Origin of the sequence: Bacillus sp. HMF5848 (assembly GCF_003944835.1) — a bacterium.
Lineage (GTDB): Bacteria > Bacillota > Bacilli > Bacillales > HMF5848 > HMF5848.
Genome location: NZ_RWIV01000001.1, coordinates 3,211,263 through 3,233,440 on the forward strand (window position 1 = coordinate 3,211,263; position 22,178 = coordinate 3,233,440).

General features: G+C 36.4%; 24 protein-coding genes and 1 riboswitch. Of the genes, 6 read left to right on the forward strand and 18 right to left on the reverse strand.

Features of this window, described 5'->3' with window-relative positions:
* Window positions 1-3 precede the first annotated feature (3 nt).
* The gene (locus tag EJF36_RS15420; protein ID WP_125907169.1) at window positions 4-246 is read left to right on the forward strand and encodes a DUF2164 domain-containing protein; all 243 of its coding nucleotides are present in this window, start codon (window positions 4-6) and stop codon (window positions 244-246) included.
* A gap of 49 nt (window positions 247-295) precedes the next feature.
* Here the strand turns inward: EJF36_RS15420 and EJF36_RS21600 are convergent, their stop codons facing one another.
* Window positions 296-442 (reverse strand): hypothetical protein, encoded by a 147-nt coding sequence (locus EJF36_RS21600; RefSeq protein WP_185806932.1) that lies wholly within the window; start codon window positions 440-442, stop codon window positions 296-298.
* 114 nt (window positions 443-556) lie between these two features.
* On the opposite strand from EJF36_RS21600, the gene EJF36_RS15425 reads away from it, so the two are divergent.
* The gene (locus tag EJF36_RS15425) at window positions 557-1,012 is read left to right on the forward strand and encodes a universal stress protein (protein ID WP_125907170.1); all 456 of its coding nucleotides are present in this window, start codon (window positions 557-559) and stop codon (window positions 1,010-1,012) included.
* A 30-nt stretch (window positions 1,013-1,042) separates the two neighbouring features.
* On the opposite strand, the gene argH is transcribed toward EJF36_RS15425, so the two are convergent.
* Together argH and EJF36_RS15435 are read right to left on the reverse strand one after the other, a co-directional pair.
* Window positions 1,043-2,422: an argininosuccinate lyase gene (gene argH / locus EJF36_RS15430; RefSeq protein ID WP_125907171.1), complete on the reverse strand. Its 1,380-nt coding sequence runs from the start codon at window positions 2,420-2,422 to the stop codon at window positions 1,043-1,045.
* Complete coding sequence (locus tag EJF36_RS15435; RefSeq protein WP_125907172.1) at window positions 2,419-3,633, reverse strand: argininosuccinate synthase; 1,215 nt, start codon at window positions 3,631-3,633, stop codon at window positions 2,419-2,421. The genes argH and EJF36_RS15435 overlap by 4 nt, the downstream gene beginning before the upstream one ends.
* A gap of 166 nt (window positions 3,634-3,799) precedes the next feature.
* On the opposite strand from EJF36_RS15435, the gene EJF36_RS15440 reads away from it, so the two are divergent.
* The gene (locus EJF36_RS15440) at window positions 3,800-4,114 is read left to right on the forward strand and encodes a hypothetical protein (RefSeq protein ID WP_125907173.1); all 315 of its coding nucleotides are present in this window, start codon (window positions 3,800-3,802) and stop codon (window positions 4,112-4,114) included.
* 420 nt (window positions 4,115-4,534) lie between these two features.
* On the opposite strand, the gene EJF36_RS15445 is transcribed toward EJF36_RS15440, so the two are convergent.
* The 7 genes from EJF36_RS15445 to EJF36_RS15475 form a co-directional block, all read right to left on the reverse strand.
* Window positions 4,535-5,047, reverse strand: a complete 513-nt coding sequence (locus EJF36_RS15445; RefSeq protein ID WP_125907174.1) for a MogA/MoaB family molybdenum cofactor biosynthesis protein — start codon at window positions 5,045-5,047, stop codon at window positions 4,535-4,537.
* Window positions 5,040-5,885, reverse strand: a complete 846-nt coding sequence (locus tag EJF36_RS15450; protein ID WP_125907175.1) for an EcsC family protein — start codon at window positions 5,883-5,885, stop codon at window positions 5,040-5,042. Before EJF36_RS15450 ends, EJF36_RS15445 begins: the two co-directional genes overlap by 8 nt.
* Window positions 5,886-5,935: 50 nt before the next feature.
* On the reverse strand, window positions 5,936-8,056 hold the full coding sequence (locus EJF36_RS15455; protein ID WP_125907176.1) for a sensor histidine kinase: 2,121 nt from the start codon (window positions 8,054-8,056) through the stop codon (window positions 5,936-5,938).
* Complete coding sequence (locus tag EJF36_RS15460) at window positions 8,034-8,726, reverse strand: response regulator transcription factor (RefSeq protein WP_125907177.1); 693 nt, start codon at window positions 8,724-8,726, stop codon at window positions 8,034-8,036. Before EJF36_RS15460 ends, EJF36_RS15455 begins: the two co-directional genes overlap by 23 nt.
* A gap of 354 nt (window positions 8,727-9,080) precedes the next feature.
* Window positions 9,081-10,265 (reverse strand): acetate kinase, encoded by a 1,185-nt coding sequence (locus EJF36_RS15465; protein ID WP_125907178.1) that lies wholly within the window; start codon window positions 10,263-10,265, stop codon window positions 9,081-9,083.
* Between the two features lie 308 nt (window positions 10,266-10,573).
* Window positions 10,574-11,566 carry a class I SAM-dependent methyltransferase gene (locus tag EJF36_RS15470; protein WP_125907179.1) on the reverse strand — a complete coding sequence of 331 codons (993 nt, stop codon included), beginning with the start codon at window positions 11,564-11,566 and terminating at the stop codon, window positions 10,574-10,576.
* Window positions 11,567-11,629: 63 nt separating this feature from the next.
* Window positions 11,630-12,442 (reverse strand): alpha/beta hydrolase, encoded by an 813-nt coding sequence (locus tag EJF36_RS15475; protein ID WP_260471915.1) that lies wholly within the window; start codon window positions 12,440-12,442, stop codon window positions 11,630-11,632.
* Window positions 12,443-12,792: 350 nt separating this feature from the next.
* Between EJF36_RS15475 and EJF36_RS15480 the strand changes: the two genes are divergently transcribed.
* The gene (locus tag EJF36_RS15480) at window positions 12,793-13,464 is read left to right on the forward strand and encodes a hemerythrin domain-containing protein (RefSeq protein ID WP_125907181.1); all 672 of its coding nucleotides are present in this window, start codon (window positions 12,793-12,795) and stop codon (window positions 13,462-13,464) included.
* 56 nt (window positions 13,465-13,520) lie between these two features.
* Here the strand turns inward: EJF36_RS15480 and EJF36_RS15485 are convergent, their stop codons facing one another.
* A complete protein-coding gene (locus EJF36_RS15485) occupies window positions 13,521-13,907 on the reverse strand; it encodes an NUDIX domain-containing protein (protein ID WP_185806933.1) in 387 nt (128 codons plus the stop codon).
* A 122-nt stretch (window positions 13,908-14,029) separates the two neighbouring features.
* The gene (gene tpx, locus EJF36_RS15490) at window positions 14,030-14,530 is read right to left on the reverse strand and encodes a thiol peroxidase (RefSeq protein WP_125907183.1); all 501 of its coding nucleotides are present in this window, start codon (window positions 14,528-14,530) and stop codon (window positions 14,030-14,032) included.
* A 133-nt stretch (window positions 14,531-14,663) separates the two neighbouring features.
* Here tpx and EJF36_RS15495 point away from each other — a divergent pair, with 133 nt between their 5' ends.
* Complete coding sequence (locus EJF36_RS15495; protein ID WP_125907184.1) at window positions 14,664-15,185, forward strand: P-loop NTPase family protein; 522 nt, start codon at window positions 14,664-14,666, stop codon at window positions 15,183-15,185.
* Between the two features lie 24 nt (window positions 15,186-15,209).
* On the opposite strand, the gene ytfJ is transcribed toward EJF36_RS15495, so the two are convergent.
* From ytfJ to sppA, 4 genes are all read right to left on the reverse strand, one after another.
* Entirely contained in the window at window positions 15,210-15,758 is a 549-nt protein-coding gene (gene ytfJ / locus EJF36_RS15500; protein WP_125907185.1) for a GerW family sporulation protein, read from the reverse strand.
* 17 nt (window positions 15,759-15,775) lie between these two features.
* Window positions 15,776-16,486 (reverse strand): DUF2953 domain-containing protein, encoded by a 711-nt coding sequence (locus EJF36_RS15505; RefSeq protein WP_125907186.1) that lies wholly within the window; start codon window positions 16,484-16,486, stop codon window positions 15,776-15,778.
* A 262-nt stretch (window positions 16,487-16,748) separates the two neighbouring features.
* Window positions 16,749-17,258 (reverse strand): RDD family protein, encoded by a 510-nt coding sequence (locus EJF36_RS15510; protein WP_260471916.1) that lies wholly within the window; start codon window positions 17,256-17,258, stop codon window positions 16,749-16,751.
* A gap of 14 nt (window positions 17,259-17,272) precedes the next feature.
* The gene (sppA, locus tag EJF36_RS15515; RefSeq protein WP_125907187.1) at window positions 17,273-18,286 is read right to left on the reverse strand and encodes a signal peptide peptidase SppA; all 1,014 of its coding nucleotides are present in this window, start codon (window positions 18,284-18,286) and stop codon (window positions 17,273-17,275) included.
* Window positions 18,287-18,441: 155 nt separating this feature from the next.
* On the opposite strand from sppA, the gene EJF36_RS15520 reads away from it, so the two are divergent.
* Entirely contained in the window at window positions 18,442-19,242 is an 801-nt protein-coding gene (locus tag EJF36_RS15520) for an NAD kinase (RefSeq protein ID WP_125907188.1), read from the forward strand.
* Window positions 19,243-19,580: 338 nt separating this feature from the next.
* On the opposite strand, the gene thiT is transcribed toward EJF36_RS15520, so the two are convergent.
* Entirely contained in the window at window positions 19,581-20,183 is a 603-nt protein-coding gene (gene thiT / locus EJF36_RS15525; RefSeq protein ID WP_125907189.1) for an energy-coupled thiamine transporter ThiT, read from the reverse strand.
* A gap of 210 nt (window positions 20,184-20,393) precedes the next feature.
* Window positions 20,394-20,503: riboswitch (TPP riboswitch) on the reverse strand.
* A gap of 85 nt (window positions 20,504-20,588) precedes the next feature.
* Window positions 20,589-22,160, reverse strand: coding sequence for an acyl-CoA synthetase MbcS (gene mbcS / locus EJF36_RS15530; RefSeq protein WP_125907190.1), 1,572 nt, complete (start codon window positions 22,158-22,160; stop codon window positions 20,589-20,591).
* Window positions 22,161-22,178 lie beyond the last annotated feature (18 nt).

Below are 22,178 nucleotides of genomic sequence, written 5' to 3' on the forward strand. Positions count from 1 at the left end.
AATATGTTTTCTTTATCACGAGAAGTTAAACAACAATGTATTGAAGATATTCAGACTTATTTTGCTATAGAACGAGGCGAAGAGATTGGCTTTTTAGGAGCAGAAGGATTGTACGACCTTTTTTTAAAACAGCTTGCTCCTCATGTTTATAATGAAGGAGTAAAAGATGCACAATCATTAATGATATCTATGTTTGCTAACATAGAAGATGAGCTATACGTATTGTTGAAGCAGCCGGAAAAATAAAAGGTAAATGTTCAAAGCCACGCAAATGCGTGGCTTTTGTAGCAAACACTTATACTTCTTCCTCACTGTTTTGTGGATAATTATGGTTTGATTCCATGACACCACTTTCATACGAATCAGTAATCAATTGACTAATTTGGTTCGCAGCACTTTCATCGTAAGTAAAGCTACTTTGTGTCTCCTGCTTTTTATCCATGTCCTAGTCTCCTTAAATTGTCATTATTTTTTCATTCATCTGTAGTGTTCGAGTTTTTCTAAGTGTTATACTATAATTAGGAAACCAATTCTTTACAAAAAGGAGGCACTTTTTATGAGTCTCACATACAATAACGTGCTAGTAGGTGTTGACGGTTCTAAAGAATCAGAATGGGCTTTTAAAAAGGCAATAGATGTTTGTAAGCGCAACCAAGCCCAACTTATTATTACCCATATTATTGACACTAGAACCTTTGCTACAGTCGAGGCTTATGACCGCTCTATTACAGAACGTGCTCAGAGCTTTGCCGAAGAATTATTACAAGAGTATAAATCGCAAGCTGAAAAAGCAGGTTTACCGAACGTTGTAACTAAAATAGAATATGGTTCTCCAAAAGTAAAAATAGCAAAAGATGTTGCTCCATCTTATAACTGTGACTTAATTGTTTGTGGTGCCACTGGTATGAACGCTGTTGAACGTTTCTTCATTGGTAGTGTCTCAGAGCATATTACAAGATACGCCAAGTGTGATGTGTTAGTGGTTCGTACTGAAACTGACATACATGACTAATATAATAACTTAATAAAACAAGACTTGGTGCTATATACCAAGTCTTGTTTTTGCTATTTTGACTTGTTTTTTCACTTCAGAAAACCCTGTGCCACCCTCACTAATTCTTCTTTCTACTGCTGTTTTAGGCTGAAGAACAATATATATATCTTCTTCAATAAGTACGGATGCTTCTTTAAATTCATCTAGTGTTAAATCAAGTAAGAACTGCTGCTTTTCTATACAATGTAATACTAACTTACCAACGATCTCGTGAGCCTCACGAAACGGCATACCCTTTGTTGCTAAATAATCTGCTAGTTCAGTTGCATTTGAAAAATCGTTTGATACAGCTTTCGCCATATTCTCTTTTTCTACCTTCATTGTTCGAATCATACCAGCAAAAATTTTCAAAGAGCCTTCCACAGTATGAACCGTATCAAACATACCTTCTTTATCTTCTTGCATATCTTTATTGTACGCAAGAGGCGTCCCCTTCATCACAGTGAGTAAAGCCATTAAATTGCCGTACACTCGACCAGTTTTCCCTCGTATTAATTCTGCCATGTCTGGATTCTTCTTTTGAGGCATAATACTTGATCCAGTTGAGAACGTATCATCTAATTCGATAAATTGAAATTCTTGAGAACACCAAAGTATAATTTCTTCAGCAAGCCTAGACATATGCATCATTAATATGGAACAGTTGCTCAAAAATTCCAAGATAAAATCACGGTCACTTACTGCATCCAAGCTATTGTTGTAAATGCCTGAAAAACCAAGCATTTCAGCTGTCAGATTTCTATCAATCGGGAATGTGGTCCCTGCCAACGCCCCTGCTCCAAGCGGTGATACATTAATTCTTTCAAGAGATTCTTGCAACCTGTTTGCATCTCGGTCTAGCATCCAGTAGTACGCTAATAAGTGATGTGCAAACGAAATGGGCTGAGCCCTTTGTAGATGTGTATATCCGGGTATAAGTGTTTCCACATGTTGCTCCGCTTGTTCAACAATAGCAAGCTGCATATCTTTAACAAGTTCAACGATCTTCTTAACATGCTTTTTCAAATACAGATGCATGTCTGTAGCTACTTGGTCATTGCGACTGCGTCCTGTGTGTAATTTACCACCTACTGGTCCAATTCTCTCAATAAGAAACTTTTCAATATTTAAATGGATGTCTTCATTTTCTTCAGAATATGCCAGCTTGCCTCTCTTAGCTTCTCGGAGAAGATCTTGTAAACCTTCAATGATAATGGTTCCCTCTTGATCTGACAGTATGCCAGTAGCTTTTAACATAGTTGCATGAGCAATACTTCCTTGAATGTCTTCCTCAACAAGCTCTTTATCAAATGAGATGGATGCGCCAAATTCATCTACCCACTCTACTGTTGATTTAGTAAACCTACCTCCCCAAAGCTTTGTTGTCACACTGTCACCTTCTTATCCTTCTTTTGATTTACAATGCTATGAACTTTTGTCGGTAACCCGAATAATGAAATAAATCCTACTGCAGCATTATGATCAAACTCATCATCCGAAGTATAGGTAGCAAGCTTTTCATTATATAATGAATAAGCAGATTGACGTCCTTCTACAATTGCATGACCTTTAAATAGCTTAACGCGAACAATACCTGTTACTTGTTTTTGTGTTTCTGAAATAAAAGACTGTAATGCATCACGCAGAGGGGAAAACCATAGACCGTTATAAATAAGTTCGGTTACCTTTTGACCAATGAATGGCTTAAAGTGAGCAACTTCTTTTACTAATGTTATGTCCTCAAGCTCTTTATGTGCTTTTAGTAATGTAATAGCTCCTGGACATTCATATACTTCACGAGACTTGATTCCTACTAATCTATTTTCAACATGATCAATTCTGCCAACGCCATGTTTACCTGCCAGTTGATTGAGCTCTAGAATTAAGTTTGCCAACGTATACGCCTTGCCATCTATAGTAATAGGCACACCTGCTTCAAAACCAATTTCAATAATATCTGGCGTATTTGGTGTATTTTCTATAGCAGCTGTTAACTCATACGCTTCTTCAGGTGGTGCTACCCAAGGGTTTTCTAATACACCACACTCATTACTTCGCCCCCATAAATTCTGGTCTATAGAAAACGGACTATCTAAGTCAACCGGAATAGGGATATTGTGCTTCTTCGCATAGTCTATTTCCTCTTCTCGTGACCACTTCCAATCACGTACCGGGGCTATTACTTCAAGGTCTGGGTTCAAAGCTTTAATTGACACTTCGAAGCGAACCTGATCATTTCCTTTCCCTGTACAGCCATGTGCTACAGCAACAGCCCCTTCCTTTTCTGCCACTTCTACTAGTTTTTTAGAAATAAGGGGACGCGATAGTGCTGATACTAAAGGGTATTTCCCTTCATATAACGCATGAGATTGTAAAGCAAACAGAGCATATTCTTTAGCAAATTCTTCCTTCGTATCAATCATATGTGAAGCTACCGCTCCGACTTGAAGAGCTTTCTGTTGTACAAAGGATAAGTCCTTGCCCTCTCCTACATCTAAGCAGCATGCGACGACATCATACCCTTGTGAACTTAACCACTTTATTGCAACAGACGTATCTAAACCACCAGAATAAGCTAACACTACTTTTGGTTTTGACATGAATATTCCCCCACTCTTCTTGAATATATATTCAACTTTATACATATTTATTCACACATACCACTTTACCATTTATTAACTTATCTTTCAATACATTCCCCACAATAAATGTAGAGATATTTTTGAAAATTTATTAAAATAGGTACTACGGGAAGAGGGGATTTATATGGAGAATTTTTTTACATTTGATAACAGATTGGGGATTTATTTGCCACAATTGAACAAATCATGGGAATCTTATGATACAAGTACACAGCAAACTATTTTATTACACTGGGAATCCATACGTGGAAAAATTCCTGATCGCATAAAAGAACTAGAGGAAATGATTAACTCAAAGCAAGCTGCTTTAAATAAAGAAGAGAATTTTCAAGTGTCGTGTGACTTGAATTCAGACATTGCTGAACTCGCATCCATTATTAATGATTTATGGTTATGGTATCGCATGAATCAAACCGTATCAGCGAAAGTACATCAATAATTTGTTAAGTTATATATAGCTGTATATAAGATTCATGTGCCCGCTTGATGCTGATGATTTACGTTCGAAAAATTCTGAGGTTAAGCGCTAGTTTTTTTGCGTGAATTTACGCTGTTTAAGCGTGAATTTCCACTGTTTTTGCGTAAATTTTCACTGTTTATGCGTAAATTTCTCTTATTTATGCGTAAGTCAACTCTGTTTTTGCGTAAGTCAACTCTGTTTTTGCGTAAGTCAACTCTGTTTTTGCGTAAATCAACTCTGTATGGCATGAATTCAAAGAAGTTGAAGGCTACGCCACCACTATATACACAAAATATATCGCGCATTGCATTTCCCTTACAATTAACAAGCATACTAAAATTAATATTCAATCAAAGCAAAACCATAAAAAATAGAGCTTGCATACTGCAAGCTCTGCGTTTATAAATCTTTTCTAATTTCACGAACTACATGGCCTAATTCAGGAAGTATCAGTTTATTCATGGCAAGTTTAACCGCACCTGTCGATCCAGGGGTTGAAAAAACAGCCGTATCATGACAAACTCCTGCAATTGCTCTAGAAAGTATTGCGCTTGAGCCAATATCTTCTGTGTAGCTAAGCATCCGAAAAATTTCTCCAAAACCATACATTTCTTTATCAAGTAACTCTTGAACCGTTTCAATCGTGACATCACGTTTCGCGATACCCGTACCACCATTCAACAGAATAACATCGACATCTCGGTTGTGGGAGCCTGTTACAATGGCGTCATGAATTGCTAGCCGTTCATCCTTAACAATTCTGTAATCCTCTATAACATGCCCTGCTTCTTGTAATAATTCCTTCATAAGTGCACCACTTTTATCTGTATCTACCGAGCGCGTGTCACTAACAGTGATAACCATGCAACGAATAGATTGGGGTGCTTGTTGTTTGTGCTCTATACTACTCATTATTAATTCCCTTCTTATCATAAATGTAGCGGTATTGATAATACGTGTGTGCGTACTCTGTTACCTTCCTAGTTAACTGATAATTTAATGTGGCACCAATTCCCATACCGATTACAGGTATCCCTTGTATAAGCTTGCGACGTAAGCTATAAACAACAATCATTTTTACTAGTTGCTTTAATGGCTGTTCAAGCCACGTTTCATTTGTGAGCTCGTCAGTCCCCTCGTAAAAAAAACGTTGCGTTGACGTTTCTAACCCTTGCCGAAGATTTTGCCATCCTTCGTACTTTAATCGTTTCGGCAACGCTGCAGCATGAAATACTTTTAACGAAGTCATCATTTCAAAAGGCGTATTAACGTTATGACCATAAGTCATAGCTACTAATTGTACCGCACGCAAATTTAACGCAATCATTAAGGGGATATCAACGCCAAGTAGCAGCACGCCACCCGTTCCTGTTAAGCCCCCTTGAATAAATGAATATAACCGATGCTTTGCAATATTATGATCTGCTAAGACGACTAGCTGCTCTAACGATAAACTTTGTAAATCTTCTAACTCGGTAATATCTGATTGAATAGCCCTTGCAGTAGATAAAATACGTTCCTGCGCTTCATGTTGCCATTGTGAGCCCTGAATATAAGCATGTAAGTGAAATAACCAATTGTCCATTTGGGCAAAAGTCGAGTTTCTTAATTCATCTGGAAGCTGTTGAAAAGATGAAAATAGCCATTTCTCAAAAGATCTCTCAATGTCTGTCGGCTCATACTCTCCTAGTCGTTGCTCCCAGCTTTGAATATACTGCCAACGTTTTTTTTCATAGGGTGTTAAAGACATAACGATCCCTCACAAATTAGGTATTTACTTATACTGTAAGTATACCATAATTAGGATTTCATTAATGTTACTATTGTTTTAAACAGATCACCATCTAATTCTATTTCTAAATTGCCGTTATGATGGTCAACAATTGTTTTTGCAATAGCTAAACCTAACCCTGATCCATCTGTTTGACGTGATTCGTCTCCACGCTTAAAGCGTTCAAATAATTCATCGACATTTTCTTTTAAGTCATATTTAGAGATGTTCTTAAACACAATCTTAACATCTTGATCTGTTTCTTCAACGTTAATATACACCCTTGTATGCTGTAATGAATATTTCAAGATGTTACCTATAATGTTATCAAACACACGCCACATTTTCGCACCATCGACATACACAAACAGCTGAGGTTTAACTGTATTTAGTTTGATTGTTAAATTTGCCTCCGTTAGTTTTTCATCATATTCACCTAACGATTGTTTTAGAAGTTGCATAATATCTATGTGCTCTTTCTGGAGTTCTATATTTCCAGTTGCCATCTTTGATACTTCAAATAAATCATCAATAAGAACCTTTAAGCGCTGTGATTTATTATCAATTATGTCAATGTACTTACGTCTCTCTTCATCGGATAATTCGTCATTTTTCAAAAAGTTTGTGTAATTAATAATCGATGTGAGCGGTGTTCTTAAATCATGACTAACATTAGAAATTAGCTCTGTTTTTAACCGTTCACTTTTAGCTTGAACTTGTTGTGATACTTGTACGCCTCTTGCTAACTGATTAACATACTTTGCTAATTGCATTAGTGGACTATTACCTTTTACTTCTATTTCTTTAACAACGTTACCTTCTGCCATCTCTTTTGTCGTCTCTAGTATCGAGTTAAATAATGCAATCTTTTTCAATCCTATTAAAAGCGTCCCTCCACCAAATACGAACATTAAAAATAGATACACAAAGATAGCTTCTGGCTGTATTATTACCACTAACGTTGCAAAACCTAATCCACCCGAGATGATTGCTAACAATAATATTCTTACAAACGGACTTTTATATAGAAAACTATTTTTTATGGCATTCTTCTGTTTATAAATAAAGCCTTTTTTCCATTCATCCTTAAACTGTTTCCTTTTTATAGTTTCAAATGTAAATTTACATTGCATAAAAAATAACGCTAAAATAATTACAAAGACAACAAAATCACCGATACTTATATATCTCAGAGACAGAGTACCGAATGATATTAGTAAAAAGAAAAGTGTAATAAGTAAACCAACTATTCTTATGTCAATCGGTATTTTATAATATGGTAGCCTCAGTGATTCAAGAATAGTTGCTATCGTAGCACGGCTTCTATATAGAAAAATGGCACCTATTACTAAAGCCGTAACACTAATTGCTAATTGTATAAAAAATTGAATAAGTCTATCTTGATAATCATACATATTTTCCATTATTAAGCTATGATTATCCTTAGGGATAGCGATAAAGCCTGTCACGTCTCTCGTAATAAAAACACGATTTACGCCCGTTAAACTATCGTTCATTCTTGTATGATAAGGAAATTTCTGAGCAAATACGCTTTGTGTTTTCACGTGCTCATAATCAGTATTATCTAAATTGGAATATACCGTTCCAGTACTATCTTTTATATAAAAATCAATGTACTGTTTCATATATTGAAATCTTTCTCTTTGTTCAGTTAAGTAATCATATTGCTTTTGCAGCTCAGCAACCTTTTGCTCCTTAGCTAAAGCAATAAGCTTTGTCTGAGATAAGTTATATTTCTCCTTTAAAACTTCCACTTGTTCATTTCGCTTTGTAGCTATTGCTTCTTCATTAATCTCTTGATTTTCCTCGTAAAGCTCTATATCTAATAGTGCTATTTCCTCTTGAAGTCGTGTAAGATTTTGATCCTTCACACGTTGAATATCTTCATTTGTAACCTGTATTTGCTCTTTTGCCGTTTCAAAATCTACATAATCAAGCTCGACTTCACTGAATAAATTTATAAATTCTTCAATTTCATGTGCGAACTCATTTGTCTTAAAATAACTAGTTTCCAGCTCAGGAGCGTAGTTTATATTTTGTAATGTTGTCGCAACACCATATGCAAACACAAAGAACGTTATAATAAGAAAAACAAATTTCGTACCACTACTTTTCGATTTTATATCCAAGCCCCCACACCACCTTCAAATATCTTGGTTCTTTCGGATTGATTTCAATTTTTTCTCTAATTTTACGAATGTGAACAGCAACTGTATTTTCAGCATTGTAGCTAGGTTCATTCCACACTTTTTCATAAATTTCATCGATAGAAAAAATACGAGGAGCATGAATCATCAGTAATTCTAGAATTTTGTATTCGATTGCTGTTAAACGAACATTTTCCCCGTTCACAATTACTTCTTTTGTTTCTTGATTTAATAACAGACCATTTATTGAAATAGATTTTTTTGCTCCTTCAAACATACCTAACTTCATATAACGACGTAACTGCGATTTAACACGAGCAATTAACTCAACTGGATTAAATGGCTTTGTTACATAATCATCTGCTCCTACTTGTAACCCGAGCACTTTATCAGTATCTTCACTTTTAGCTGACAGCATTATAATAGGGATATTCTTGTCTTCTCTAACTTTGAATGTTGTGGCAATGCCATCAAGTTTTGGCATCATAATGTCCATAATTATTAAATGAATTTGTCTTTCAGTAAGTAAATCAATTGCTTCAAGACCGTCTTTTGCTTGTAGCACGTGTAATCCTTCATTTTTCAAATAAATAGTTATGGCATCTCTTATCTCTTTATCATCATCAACAACTAATATCGTATGCTGGTCCATCTATCACACATTCCCTTCCTCTACTGCACACATTTACTATTATTTAATTATATCACCTCGCTTTCCTATCAATATTATGATTTATAAATATAAAGAAAAATTAATGATTTATCTTAAGAATGTCTTAAGATTATGGCTCTGTTATACTTTGGTGTTGATTATCGCTACATTGCGCTCGCTTTCCGCGGGGTGGCCGTAAGCCTCTGACCTTGAGCTACTTGCGCTCGGAGCTAGATGCCATAGGAATCTTAAGTATCAGAAGTTACACTCAACTTAAAAATTTTTAATTTTTCTAACCAATAAAAAAACGCTCCTCTAAGCTTGAGGAGCGCAATTTATTGCAAAAATTTATAGTTAAGTTAGTCTTTCAACATCGCGAGCAATCATAACTTCTTCGTTTGTAGGGATTACAATTACTTTAACTGGTGAGTGCGGATAGCTTACTACTGCTTCTTCACCACGAACTTTGTTAAGAGTAGGATCCCAATATACACCCATGAACTCTAAACCATGTAATACACGAGCACGGATTTCAGAACTGTTTTCACCAATTCCAGCTGTAAATATAATCGCGTCTACACCGCTCATACGTGCTGCGTAAGAGCCAATATATTTGTGAATACGACCTGCAAACACATCTAATGCTAATTGTGCTCGCTCCTCTCCAGCTTCTGCTTTTTCCTCAATGTCACGTAAGTCACTTGAGAAACCAGAAAGTGCTAACATACCACTCTTTTTATTTAACACATCTAGTACTTGCTCTGCTGTTTGTCCTGTTTTTTCCATAATGAACGGAATTAATGCTGGATCTATGTTACCTGAGCGCGTACCCATTGTAACACCCGCTAGTGGTGTGAAGCCCATAGATGTATCAATTGATTTACCACCTTCAATAGCAGCAATACTAGCGCCGTTTCCTAAGTGACAAGATAACAAACGCAATTGTTCTACGGGACGACCCAGAATTTCGGCAGCACGTTGTGAAACGTACTTGTGAGACGTACCATGAAAACCGTATTTGCGAATGCCGTATTCTTTATAGTATTCATAAGGTAAACTGTACAAAAATGATGATTCAGGCATAGTTTGATGGAACGCAGTATCAAAAACAGCAACTGCTGGTACGTTAGGTAAAATTTCTTGGAACGCTGTAATTCCTGTTAAATTAGCTGGATTGTGTAATGGAGCTAAATCAGCTAGCTCTTGGATATCCTTTAAAACGTCTGGTGTAATAACAACTGAATCACTAAACTTTTCTCCACCATGTACAACACGGTGGCCAATTCCTGTTATTTCATCATAAGATTTTAAGATTTTAAATTCGATTAATGAATCCAATAAAATCTTAACGGCAACAGCATGATCTTTTATCGGCAGTACTTGCTTTTTCTTTTCATCTTCAACTGAGATTGAAAAAATAGCGTCATCGAACCCAATTCGTTCGAAAATCCCCTTTGTAATAACATTTTCGCTCGGCATCTCAAACAACTGGAACTTTAATGATGAGCTACCTGCATTAATTGCAATCACTTTTGACATTATGTAGTACATCTCCTTTTCACTAACTCGTCTTACTTATAGTTTCTCCATTTTTTTATGTAATACGACAAGTTTTCCATTCTCCATTTAAACACCCTATTTAATAAGATTCAAGACAAATACTACATGTAATCGTTTTCGTTATTAAAATTTATATTTTCTGACACAATTAAACCAATTATTCCCACTTGAATTTCATATACATAGACTCACGACAACCCACAGAAAGCGAAGCGCTGAAACGAAAATTAACAACAAGCAGTAACAGAGCCTATAAAAAAAAGACGACTTATAGTCGACTTTTTTTCTTATTTATTTTCAGCTACAAACCAATCGTCAATTTGAGCCATAATTCCTTGCATGGCTTCTTTATTTGAAAACTTTGGCATAGATACAAGTAAGGCTTGTTTCGGTTTAGCGATCTCAGTTGCCTTCTTTTGTAGAATTAATATGCTTTTCGCCGCAGCTTCTTGTTTAAACATTGAATTAGGAAGCTGAATAAAGCCTTGAATATAACTTACCTGTTTGATGTATTCATTCAGTTTCACTGACTGTTCTGTCTCAAATAGAGTATTTGGAACTAAAAATAATCCGTAGCCACCAGGACGCATATAATTAATGCTTTGTTCAATAAATAAATGATGAGCATATGAATGTCCACTTGCTGCTCTTGTCTCAAATTGCTTAGCCCGCTCATCGTTTGGATAATACCCAACAGGTAAGTCACAAACAACTACATCAGCAGGGTCAATAAGTAGGTCCTCTAAACTATCTTGGTGGAATAATTGCAACGGATACTCCATTAGATTTGCCCCGACATACGCTAGCTTTAATAATAAGTCATCTAAATCTACACCCATACTGTCCATTAGCTTGCTACGATTTTGATTCACAACAGCACTTAACAGATTACCTGTACCAATAGTAGGATCGAGAATAGTAAAATGCTGTTGTTCTTTCATAAATTTAGAAACTAAGTAGCCTACAAAAATCCCTACTGCATCAGGTGTCATTTGATGATTCGGCTGTGCAGCCTCTTTCATTCCTTTTAGAATCGTAAGCTGATAAGCTTTGCGGATATCTTCTTTTGCAAAAGCTGATAGATTAATTTTTTCGTACTCTTTTAAAAGTCTCTTTTTTGTCACTTCACTTAATTCATCCTGCAACACATCATTGTAATGCAAATTCTCACATGTTTCAGCAATAGCTTCTAAATACGTACAGTCTAATTGCTCACTAACAATATTAGCTGTATCGTCTATTACATTATACAACTGTTCGAATGGAAAAAGAGTTTTCATACACATATCCCTCCATTCTACATATTTTATCCGTTTATGGAGCATTTTAAAAGTAAATTGCTATTAAGTTGACGGAAATTCATATTTTTTTGTCATATATTTATACAAAAACTCAAGGATTCTATCTTCATACAATTCCTTCTGATGTTTGTAACTACGGATATGTCCTCCTTTAGTAGTAATCCATAGCTCAGCGTTTGGTGCGTGCTCATATATAAGCTCACTTTGCTTATAAGAGATAGCACCATCCTTTTCACTGTGAATTAGCATTAAGCCTTTTTCACTATATCTTGACGCTGCAACATAAGGTTTCATGTCTGACAGATTTAGGTCGAGAAACACATTTTCAGCAATTTTAACTACAAATTTACCGAACGGTTTTGGTAGTCCTGTCCAGTACCGAAAGCTATCCAACGTATACTGTTCAAGGTCAGCAAATGGGCTATCAGCAATAACTACCTTAACATCGTCTGATTCACTTCCAACCATAATGGAAGTAGCAGCTCCCATTGACCATCCAATCAAAGCGATTTCATGTATACCTCTTTCTTCCTTGACGTATTGAATGGCCGACAGCAAATCAGTTCTTTCCTTTTTACCAATTGTCGTAAATCTTCCTTCAGATTCCCCACTGTTTCGAAAATCATACATAAACACATGAAACCCTTCATTAGAAAGTCTTTTGGCAAATTTCAATGTCTCGATGGGCATACTTTGACGATTATCACCGTAACTATGCGAGAAGATAACAGCTTTTTGAGTAGTAAAATCATAATTAGAGCTAGGAATCCACCAACCCTTCAAACGAACATTGTCAAACATATTTCTAAATGTTACGTCTTCAAAAGTAAGCTCATAATCAGATGGTAGCTGCATAATGGCTAGCCTCATAGGTGTCATCACTTTATATCCAACGAATATCGAGATACTAACTATAGCAATAAACAAAGTTATTAAAACTAATATTGAATTTATAAAACTATGTTTTATTTTTGACTGTTTAAGCAACACATTTTTCATCATACTTCACCAAATTTCAACGATGTTCTATTCTTATAATAAGATATTTTTTAGTATTATGGTGCGTGAAAAAACAGGAAATTTTTTAACGTACAATGATTGTCGACTCATGTTACGTATTGACGAGATAATTTTCTTCCATTATAGGCTGTTACGGCATAAAATGAGGGCAACTATTAGAAGCTTCTCCAAGGAGGGAATTACTCATGAAAGAACAGATTTGTTTGTTTACGCCTGTACATAAAGGACTCCGCCATGCTTTGGCACACGCTACTATGATTGCTAGCTCTTTAGATTATGAGAAAGATGCCGACTTAAAGCAATTTCTTTTGAAATGGGATGAAATCGTGGAGTTGTTGCACTTTCACGCAGTAAACGAAGATAGTCACGTCCAATTACCACTTGAAAAATTCCAACCTATTTTGGCTCAAAAATTAGAAGCTGAGCATGAATTAGCAGAAGACATGCTAGAAGATGTTGTTCAAGTGTCTCTTTCTTTATCCGACGCTGATAAGAACAGTCGTAAAGAGCTCGGTATTCGGTTCGTCAAGACACTAAATCGGTTTGTTGCGATGTATCTTACTCATCTTGAAACAGAAGAAAGTGAAGTAATGCCTGCATTACGAGAAACACTAACACTTGAAGAACTACAGCAATTATCGGCTAATATGCGTTCTGCTGTACCAAGTAACTTAATGATGAAATACTTGCATTATATGTTACCTGCCATGAATATTCACGAACGAGTCCAAATGCTGACAGCAATTCAACAAAATACAGCCGAAGAAGCTTTCAACACGATATTGACTATTGCAGCTAATACATTGTCAGCAGATGATTGGAAAGAACTACAAACAAAACTTGCACAAACTGTATAACAATTGGGCATACCTATAAGAAAATCGATTTCCTTTAGTGAGAAATCGATTTTTTATTATTTTAATGATAAAGCGAGCATAACTTTGGATACATGTAAGTCATTCTCCATTGAGTCAATGGAATGCCATTTAACCTCAGATAATGTTTGATTATTCCCTGCTTCAGGGTCATAGCCAAGTGTTGGTTCGGCACCATGTAATACCCGAACTAGAAAACACTTCTCCTCTCCTTCACTATAAGTATTAGTAAATAAAAATCTTACAACTTCTACATCTAGGTTTACCTCTTCCTTTACTTCGCGTATAACAGCCTCTTCATAGCTTTCCCCTTCTTCTAATCCTCCACCAGGTAATGTCCAAAAAGTCTTGTCATTATATATTTCTTTGACCATAAGAATACAATTATCTTTTAAAATTGCAGCACACGCTCTTGCTCGACTCATGTTTTCTTCCTCCATTCCCATTGTTTTTAATTATAAATAAAACATGAACGAGAAAAAAGGCGTTAAAAACTGGTCCCAGTTTTAACGCCTAGTCATATTACAGTCAATATTAGTTAGTTATATTAGTTAGCTGCTTTAGCAGCCTCAACTGCCGCTTCGTAATTCGGGTGGTCTGTTGCTTCACTTACATACTCTACATACACTACCTTATCATTACTATCAACAACAAAAACAGCACGGGCTAGTAAGCGAAGCTCTTTAATCGTAACACCAAATGCTTCACCAAAAGATAAATCACGGTGATCAGAAAGGGTTTGAACGTTATCAATACCGTTCGCACCGCACCAACGTTTTTGTGCAAAAGGAAGATCAACACTAACTGTTAGCACTTTAACATTGTCTAATGAAGCCGCTTCCTCATTAAATCGACGTGTTTGTGCATCACACACGCCCGTATCAATAGATGGGACTACACTTATAAGTCTAACCTGTCCTTTTGAATCTGCTAAATTTACCACAGAAAGGTCATTCGCTAACACTTTAAAATCAGGAGCTGTGTCACCTACTTTTACTTCATTACCAAGTAAAGTAACAGGATTACCTTTAAACGTTATACTTGCCATGTTAAATTCCTCCCTTTTAAGTATATGTACAGTGTAAATAATACCTTTTGAGGTAACTTTTTGCAATTTTTAAGAACTGTAATGTTAATTGTTGTATAATAATGAAGTTATTAATAGAAAGGGTCTCATTCTCATGAAAAAAATCATGGTTATTGGAGTATCAGCGGGAGTAGGGAAATCCACTTTCGCTAAGAAATTAGGCAGGATTCTAAATATTAACGTTTATCACCTTGATCAACTCTATTGGAAAGCTAACTGGCAAGAAGCTTCTTTCGAGGAATTTTGCATCAAACAAGCACAGCTTGTAAAAAGTGAAAGTTGGATCATAGAAGGAAACTACAGTGATACATTTTCTATTCGAGAAAATGAAGCCGACACCATTATATATCTACAATTGCCTTTGTATATATGCGTATATCGTGTTTTCGCACGCTTTTTACAACATAGGGGGACAAGTCGTCCAGATATGACGTCAGACTGTCCTGAGAAGCTTGATTGGCCTTTTCTCTCATTCATATTAACAACATATCATAAAAGAAAGCTAGCAATGGTAAGTTATCTTGAAGAGCAAGCTAAAACAAAACATGTCATAATATTAAAAAGTAGAAAAGAAGTTCACTTATTTTTAAACAACATAAAAATTACTGACTCATGAAACAGAGTCAGTAATTTTTCACTTTTACTGATGTAAATCCTTCATATCTGGTAAAGTTGGATTTTGGTCCTCGGAAGAAGTTGTGTTCGCTCCATTTGACTGATTATTATTTTGATTACTGTTAAACTGAATATTGTTATTCGCTGTGTTGCTATTATTAGAGTTGTTATCTTTTTGATTATTTTGCTTCTTAAACATTTGTTGAATTTTATCAACAGCCTGTGGAGCTAGTTCAAGAATTTTTTCATATAAGTGCGTACTTTCATCAAGATGAAGCAACTTCACACCTTGTGCATTAACAATAAGAAAGGCGATTGGAGTAATTGAGACACCTCCACCACTTCCTCCACCGAATGGATGATTTGACTTGCCTTCTTCACCGCTCTTTCCTTTACTGTCAACGTTGAACTCACTACCACCTGCCGCGAATCCAAAACCGACCTTAGAAACTGTTAAAATAACACTACCATCTGGTGTTTCTACAGGGTCACCTATAATAGTGTTTACATCAATCATTTCCTTAAGGTTTTCCATTGCCGTTGTCATAAGGCTTTTAATAGGATGCTCACTCATATTGAATCCTCCCTAGTCTAAGCAGTTTCATTAACGTCCTGTTTCTTAAACATTCTAAATGGGCGACCAAAAAGCTTAGGTCGACCACCTTTCCAGTATTTCAAAACACGGACACCCATAAGTAAAGCATACCCGATTCGAAAGCGTAGCATACATTCAAGTCTCAATTGAAGCGTCTTACTTTGAAAATGTGGAGTAATCAATAGGTCCGGGTCCGTTTTTAGTGATAAAAATTGACTAAGCAACCCTACTAAAAATCCCTTTAGTGACCACCCAAGTCCTATCATCTTACCAGTTGACGCAGCATCACCAACACCAATATCGGAATGCCATATTAGTTTTGTAATCTCAATTCTCTTCAAAAATTTCCGAACAATTTTTTGCAGATGAACTACGTGCTGCATAATTTCTTTAACATTAAAAATGGACTTTTTAGCATCCTCTTTAGAAATTTTCGTTTCAGATTCCTTTGATGATGCACTTGTTGACTCTTCTCCTGCTTTTGCTTGTCTTTCCTCCTTCACAACGACTTGGTTCGATTCCTCATCGAATTGCAAATTAGGAAGCTTTACATTGTAACGAATTAGGCCAGACCACATAGACAATTTAATTTTAATATAATCATGTTCTTTTTGATTATTAATGATAATGTATATTGTTAGTTTGGATATACATATAATAATGAATAATAGAAACAAAAGAACTAGCACAAGTATAAGCCACTTCATAGCTAGCACATCCTTTCTTCACCCATTATCACCCGTGAGTCACTAATACAAACGTTGATAATAAAAAAAGACCTCATTTTTCGAGGTCTTTTTCGCAATTAAATCTTGAATCTATATGATGTTCTAGCTTGACTTTTAGCTACCATAGACTTGACTGATACAAACTTTTTTTCATATTAGAGATCAATGTCTCTAAAGGCCAGAACTGCCTACAGCACTTATCTCCATAAGAGGAGCCTTGCTTCCTTGTATTTTTTATTATTTATTTATCAACCGGAGTGGAAATAACGAGAGTCTTTGAACGAGGTTCATGAATGACTGTTGTATCTGCAAAAACATCATGCAGTCCTTGCTTTTGTGGCATAAAACCGACCATCAAGTACCCTATTAGTAAAACTGTTTTTGCAATAAACCTTCCCACACATTCTCTAAATATAGCGGTTGCCCATGATATAGACTCACCTTTTATTTGTACAACTCTTAAGCCAAATATCATTTTCCCGATAGTTTGTTTAAACACTTTTGTCATAATTATAAAATATCCATAAAATACAAATGCTCCAGCAACCGTAGACGCGGCAAAAATATGGTCTGACACTGTTGGAATATCGACTGCTCGAAGGATCGGTATGACAAGAAGCCTTTGTATACTACCAATTACAATAAGATCTACAATGTAAGCCCAAAAACGAATCCAAAACCCGGCACATTCAAAGCGATCATCCTTATATGTTTGTTCGTTGGTCATTCCATGGTCCTCAGTATGTTCCATTCGTCATTACTCCTTTATCTAGCATACAAGTACATTGGTCTTGGTGAGTTTGTTTGCGAAATAATCGTAAGGAGGTTGGATAATTCGCTGTCCGGCTTTGTGATTCTACCAAGAGTCATGCCAAATATCCCACTTATCCCGAGTGTATTTCCATAAGTAACTACTTGTGAGCCACTCAAATTATAATCTTTTTGAATAGCTGCGATTGTATCATCTAAATAGCCAAATTCATCAATTAATTTTAAATCCTTAGCTTGACGACCATCATATATACGTCCATCCGCTAATTGCCGTACTCTGTCATCTGATAGGTTACGCCCTTTTGCAATCACATCAACAAAGCCCTCATATGAATTGTTTACCATTGATTGAATTATTTCTTCCTCTGGTGCAGTCATCTCACGGCCAGGATTCATAATATCCTTATACGGTCCGCTTTTTACTGTCACTACCTCTACACCGTATTTATTTGCAAGCTCTGCATAATTATAGCTTTGAATAATGACACCTAAAGAGCCGGTAATAGTTTCTTTACTTGCAAATATTTTATCGCCAACCATCGAAATGTAATACCCACCTGATGCAGCCATCGAGCCCATTGATACATAGATTGGTTTATCGGTGTTTTCTTTAAAGGCTAGGAGTTTATCATACAATTCAGCACTTTCCGCCACTCCTCCTCCTGGAGAGTTAACTCGGAGCACGATTGCCTTAATGCTACTATCTTCTTCTGCCTTTTCTATCTTTTTAAGCATGGCACGGTGGTTATATCCCGGTGCAGCCCATAATGAATCTATCTCACCAACATCTTGGATAACTCCATCTACATTCAATAGAAGAACCTTATTAAAGGGATCTCCATCCTCCAAAATTTCTTCTGGGTATTCATCTTCCAAATTGCTTAAAAATCCACCAGATAAATCTTCACCTAATCCGCCAAAAAGAGCTGATGTTGCAAAATTAATTACTATAGAAAAAATAAATAATACAGCGGCAATACCAAGAGCCGCCCAACGTTTTCCATTCATTCTAGATTTCCTCCTAAAACTTTCACTTTTGTCCATGCAAAATTATTTACATATTTGGTAAACTTATAATTGATACAAACATTCTATCATGTTCTAACTTTTATATCATTTTTTTATTGTCACCTATACTATGCATCGTAAGGAGAGGAATTATCATGCCACAACGTAACAATATTTATTTCTTCTATAAAAAAGAGCCTGAGCTTACGTCCCGAGTGGACAAGCTTATCGAGGCTGCAAGAAACATAAATTATAATGTTGTTGAAGATGCAAGTGAAGCGAATATTATTTGCAGCATTGGGGGAGACGGAACTTTTTTACAAGCTGTACGTAAAACTGGATTTCGTGATGATTGTTTGTATGCTGGTATTTCAGCTCTCGACCGCTTAAGTTTTTACTGTGATTTTAAATTAGATGACATTTCTTCTATAATCAACGCGATGGATAATGAAGAGGTTGAGGTACGTCGATATCCTACAATTGAGGTTACAATCGATGATCATGCTTCGTTCTTATGTTTAAATGAATGCTCCGTTCGATCGGGCATTATAAAAACGTTTGTAATGGATGTATATATTGATGATTTTCATTTTGAAACGTTTCGTGGGGACGGTATGCTTGTTTCAACACCGACAGGAAGTACAGCTTATAACAAATCGGTCGATGGCGCTATCGTTGATCCACTATTATCATGTATGCAAGTAAGTGAAATTGCGTCACTAAATAATAATCACTACCGAACACTTGGTTCATCATTTCTTCTAAGCGGTGATCGTCGCTTAACACTAAAAGTCGTTCAAGATGGTAACGATTATCCAACAATAGGAATTGATAATGAAGCTCTAAGTATTCGACACATACATGACTTGCATATACGTCTTAGCGACCGCAAAATAAAAACAATTAAATTAAAAGATAATTCTTTTTGGCACAAAGTACAACGAACATTTTTATAGAAAAAATGCCGCATTTGAGGCCTGAGTAAGGCGCCGTTCTGGCGCACCAACCCCTCAAACCTTGACAAACCGTGAAGAAACGTAGGGACTGATTAGTTAAAAGCGCCATGCCCTGATGCCTTTCCTCCTATAAGTTACCTTAATTGTCGGAGAGCTTTGCATGAGATAAAGCACACATAGACACTTCGGTATTGACTTATCGTTAGAAGAAGGGCAATGCATCATTAGTTATCGGACACTGGGGCTAGTTCAAAATTTTTCAACTTGCTGATCCACATTAAAAATAGAAAGGCTCCGTACTATATTCACAGACATTTGGTACGGAGCCTTTACAATATTTAACTAGCTTGTTTTTCTTCTGCGTAATTTACTGCCGTAAAATATTTTGGCACAGATTTTAATAACATAAACAATAGAACCGCACTCAATACGAAGGCTGGTAGCATATATGATGCATTATATAAGAATGAATATAGCGTAACTGGTGTTCCTTCTGGTGCGTACTCCCCGAAAAAGACCACCCCTGCTGTGAAATGCGATAAAAAGCGTAGAGCACTTCCTAGCAACGTTGCTAAAGTAATCTGAGCAAAAAGCATCTTTGTATTTTTATTTTGTAAGCTCTTATGGATGGACTTTGCGAAAATACCAGCAAATCCTAACACTCCAAACGCGATAAAATAATCCAGCGCACCTTGAACAGGATGAGCAATATATGCTTGCCCTGTAATAACCTGTAGAGTTCCTAGTAGCAGACCTGCCAAAATACCACCTTTTAATCCCCAACGTATAGCAATAAGAAAAACAGGTACCATCGCAATTGATATAGAACCACCTTGTGCCCATATTTTCAGTTGCAGAACATTCGCTACAAAATCAAATACATACGCTAATGATGTTAAAAGTGCAATTTCTACAATAAATAGTGTTCTTTGTCTATTCAAGAAAATTCCCCCTCATTTTTGTTGGTAACTCTTTAAAAATAGCTATTCGCACACAGTCTCCCTTCGTGAATATTAAGTGAAAAATATGTTGAGTTGTTACACCCAAGGAGTGTGGGATAATTATAATTGGCAACGCAAAAAAGCGCTGTCCCCCAGAATTACTAAGGGACAGCGCTTAAAAACAGGGCTGGTATTCCTGCTTCGGCATTCGTCTGTATGACGTCTCCATCCCTACGCTGGCATTACCCAGATCAGGTTAACGGGTCGATACAAGTCAGTATCCTCTCAGCCAAGTTCACTTGGCTCCCCAACATATTTTCTTAAATAACACTATATCAGCCTTGGTTATATCTGTAAAGAAAAAAGAGAATTGCACTTGTTTCACAAAATTTTTATCTTCTACACCTACGCCAGCTCCTTTTGTCTTAATTCCACACGGCGTATTTTACCCGAAGTTGTTTTCGGTAACTCTTTCATAAACTCAATTTTTCTAGGATACTTGTATGGTGCTGTTAGGTTTTTCACATGCTCTTGAAGCTCTATAGTAATAGCCTCTTCACTTTTATCAACGCCATCTCGTAAAACTACAAAAGCTTTTACTATGTGCCCCCTAATTTCATCTGGACTAGCAACTACAGCGCATTCTTTTACATAAGGGTGTTTAACAAGAGCATCCTCCACTTCAAATGGTCCAATAGTGTAGCCAGAGCTTATGATTATATCATCACCACGACCTTCAAACCAGAAATATCCATCCTCGTCTTTTTTTGCCTTATCACCAGTTACATACCATTCCCCACGAAATTGCATGGACGTTCTTTCTGGATCTTTATAATATTCTTTAAACAATGCCGGAGTACTAGAATGCACTGCGATATCTCCGACCTCACCAACTGCACAAGGTTTACCATATTCATTAATAATGTCAACAACATTTCCAGGGGTTGGTTTCCCCATTGATCCTGGTTTTGTTTCCATATCCTTCATGACGCCAACAAGTAACGTGTTTTCTGTCTGACCGTATCCATCTCTAACTGTAACATTGAAATGCTTTTTAAATGTTTCAATGACCTCACGATTTAATGGCTCTCCGGCTGATACGGCACTATGTAAAACAGTCAACGAGTATTTTTTCAAATCTTCAACTTTTGCCATAAGTCTATATTCCGTTGGCGTGCAGCATAATACATTAACCTCATTTTCCTCCATAATCTTCAAATATTTCTCAGGTTCAAATCGGCCATGGTATACAAGACCAGTCGCACCAGAGCCTAATGTCGCAAGAAACGGGCTCCACACCCACTTTTGCCAGCCAGGTCCAGCTGTTGCCCATACTGTATCTCCTTCGTTAATACATAACCAATTAGCTGCAGAAGTGCGTAAATGTGCATAAGCCCACCCATGTGTATGGACTACACCTTTTGGATTCCCTGTAGTACCAGATGTATACGATAAGAAAGCCATGTCATCTCGTTTCGTATTTGCCGCGATAAAAAAAGACGATGCTTTATCCGATAAATCATCTAAATTGTTCCAATTATTCACAGCACCACCTACAGAGAACAACTGAAGCTGTTCAATCTTTTCTATGGCTGTAAACTGATTAACATAAGGATAATAACTAATAATAGCACTTACTTCCCCGTGACTAATACGATATTGTAAATCTTTCGTGCGTAGCAATTCTGAGCTAGGAATGACTACTAAACCTGCTTTTATTGCACCTATATAAACAGTATATGCATCTATTACCCTCGGGATCATAACAAGAACTTTGTCGCCTTGTTTTAAACCGTAACTATGTAATACGTTAGCAATTTTATTGGCTTTCTTTAGTAAATTTGAATATGTAATAGTTTTTGAATCACCAGCTTCATTCATCCACTTAAGTGCAATACGCGCTTCACCCTCTGCATACTTGTCCATTTCACTCGTAAGGTTATAATAATCCGGTGAAATTAACTGTGATTGTTTCATATTTTGTTTCCCTCCCCC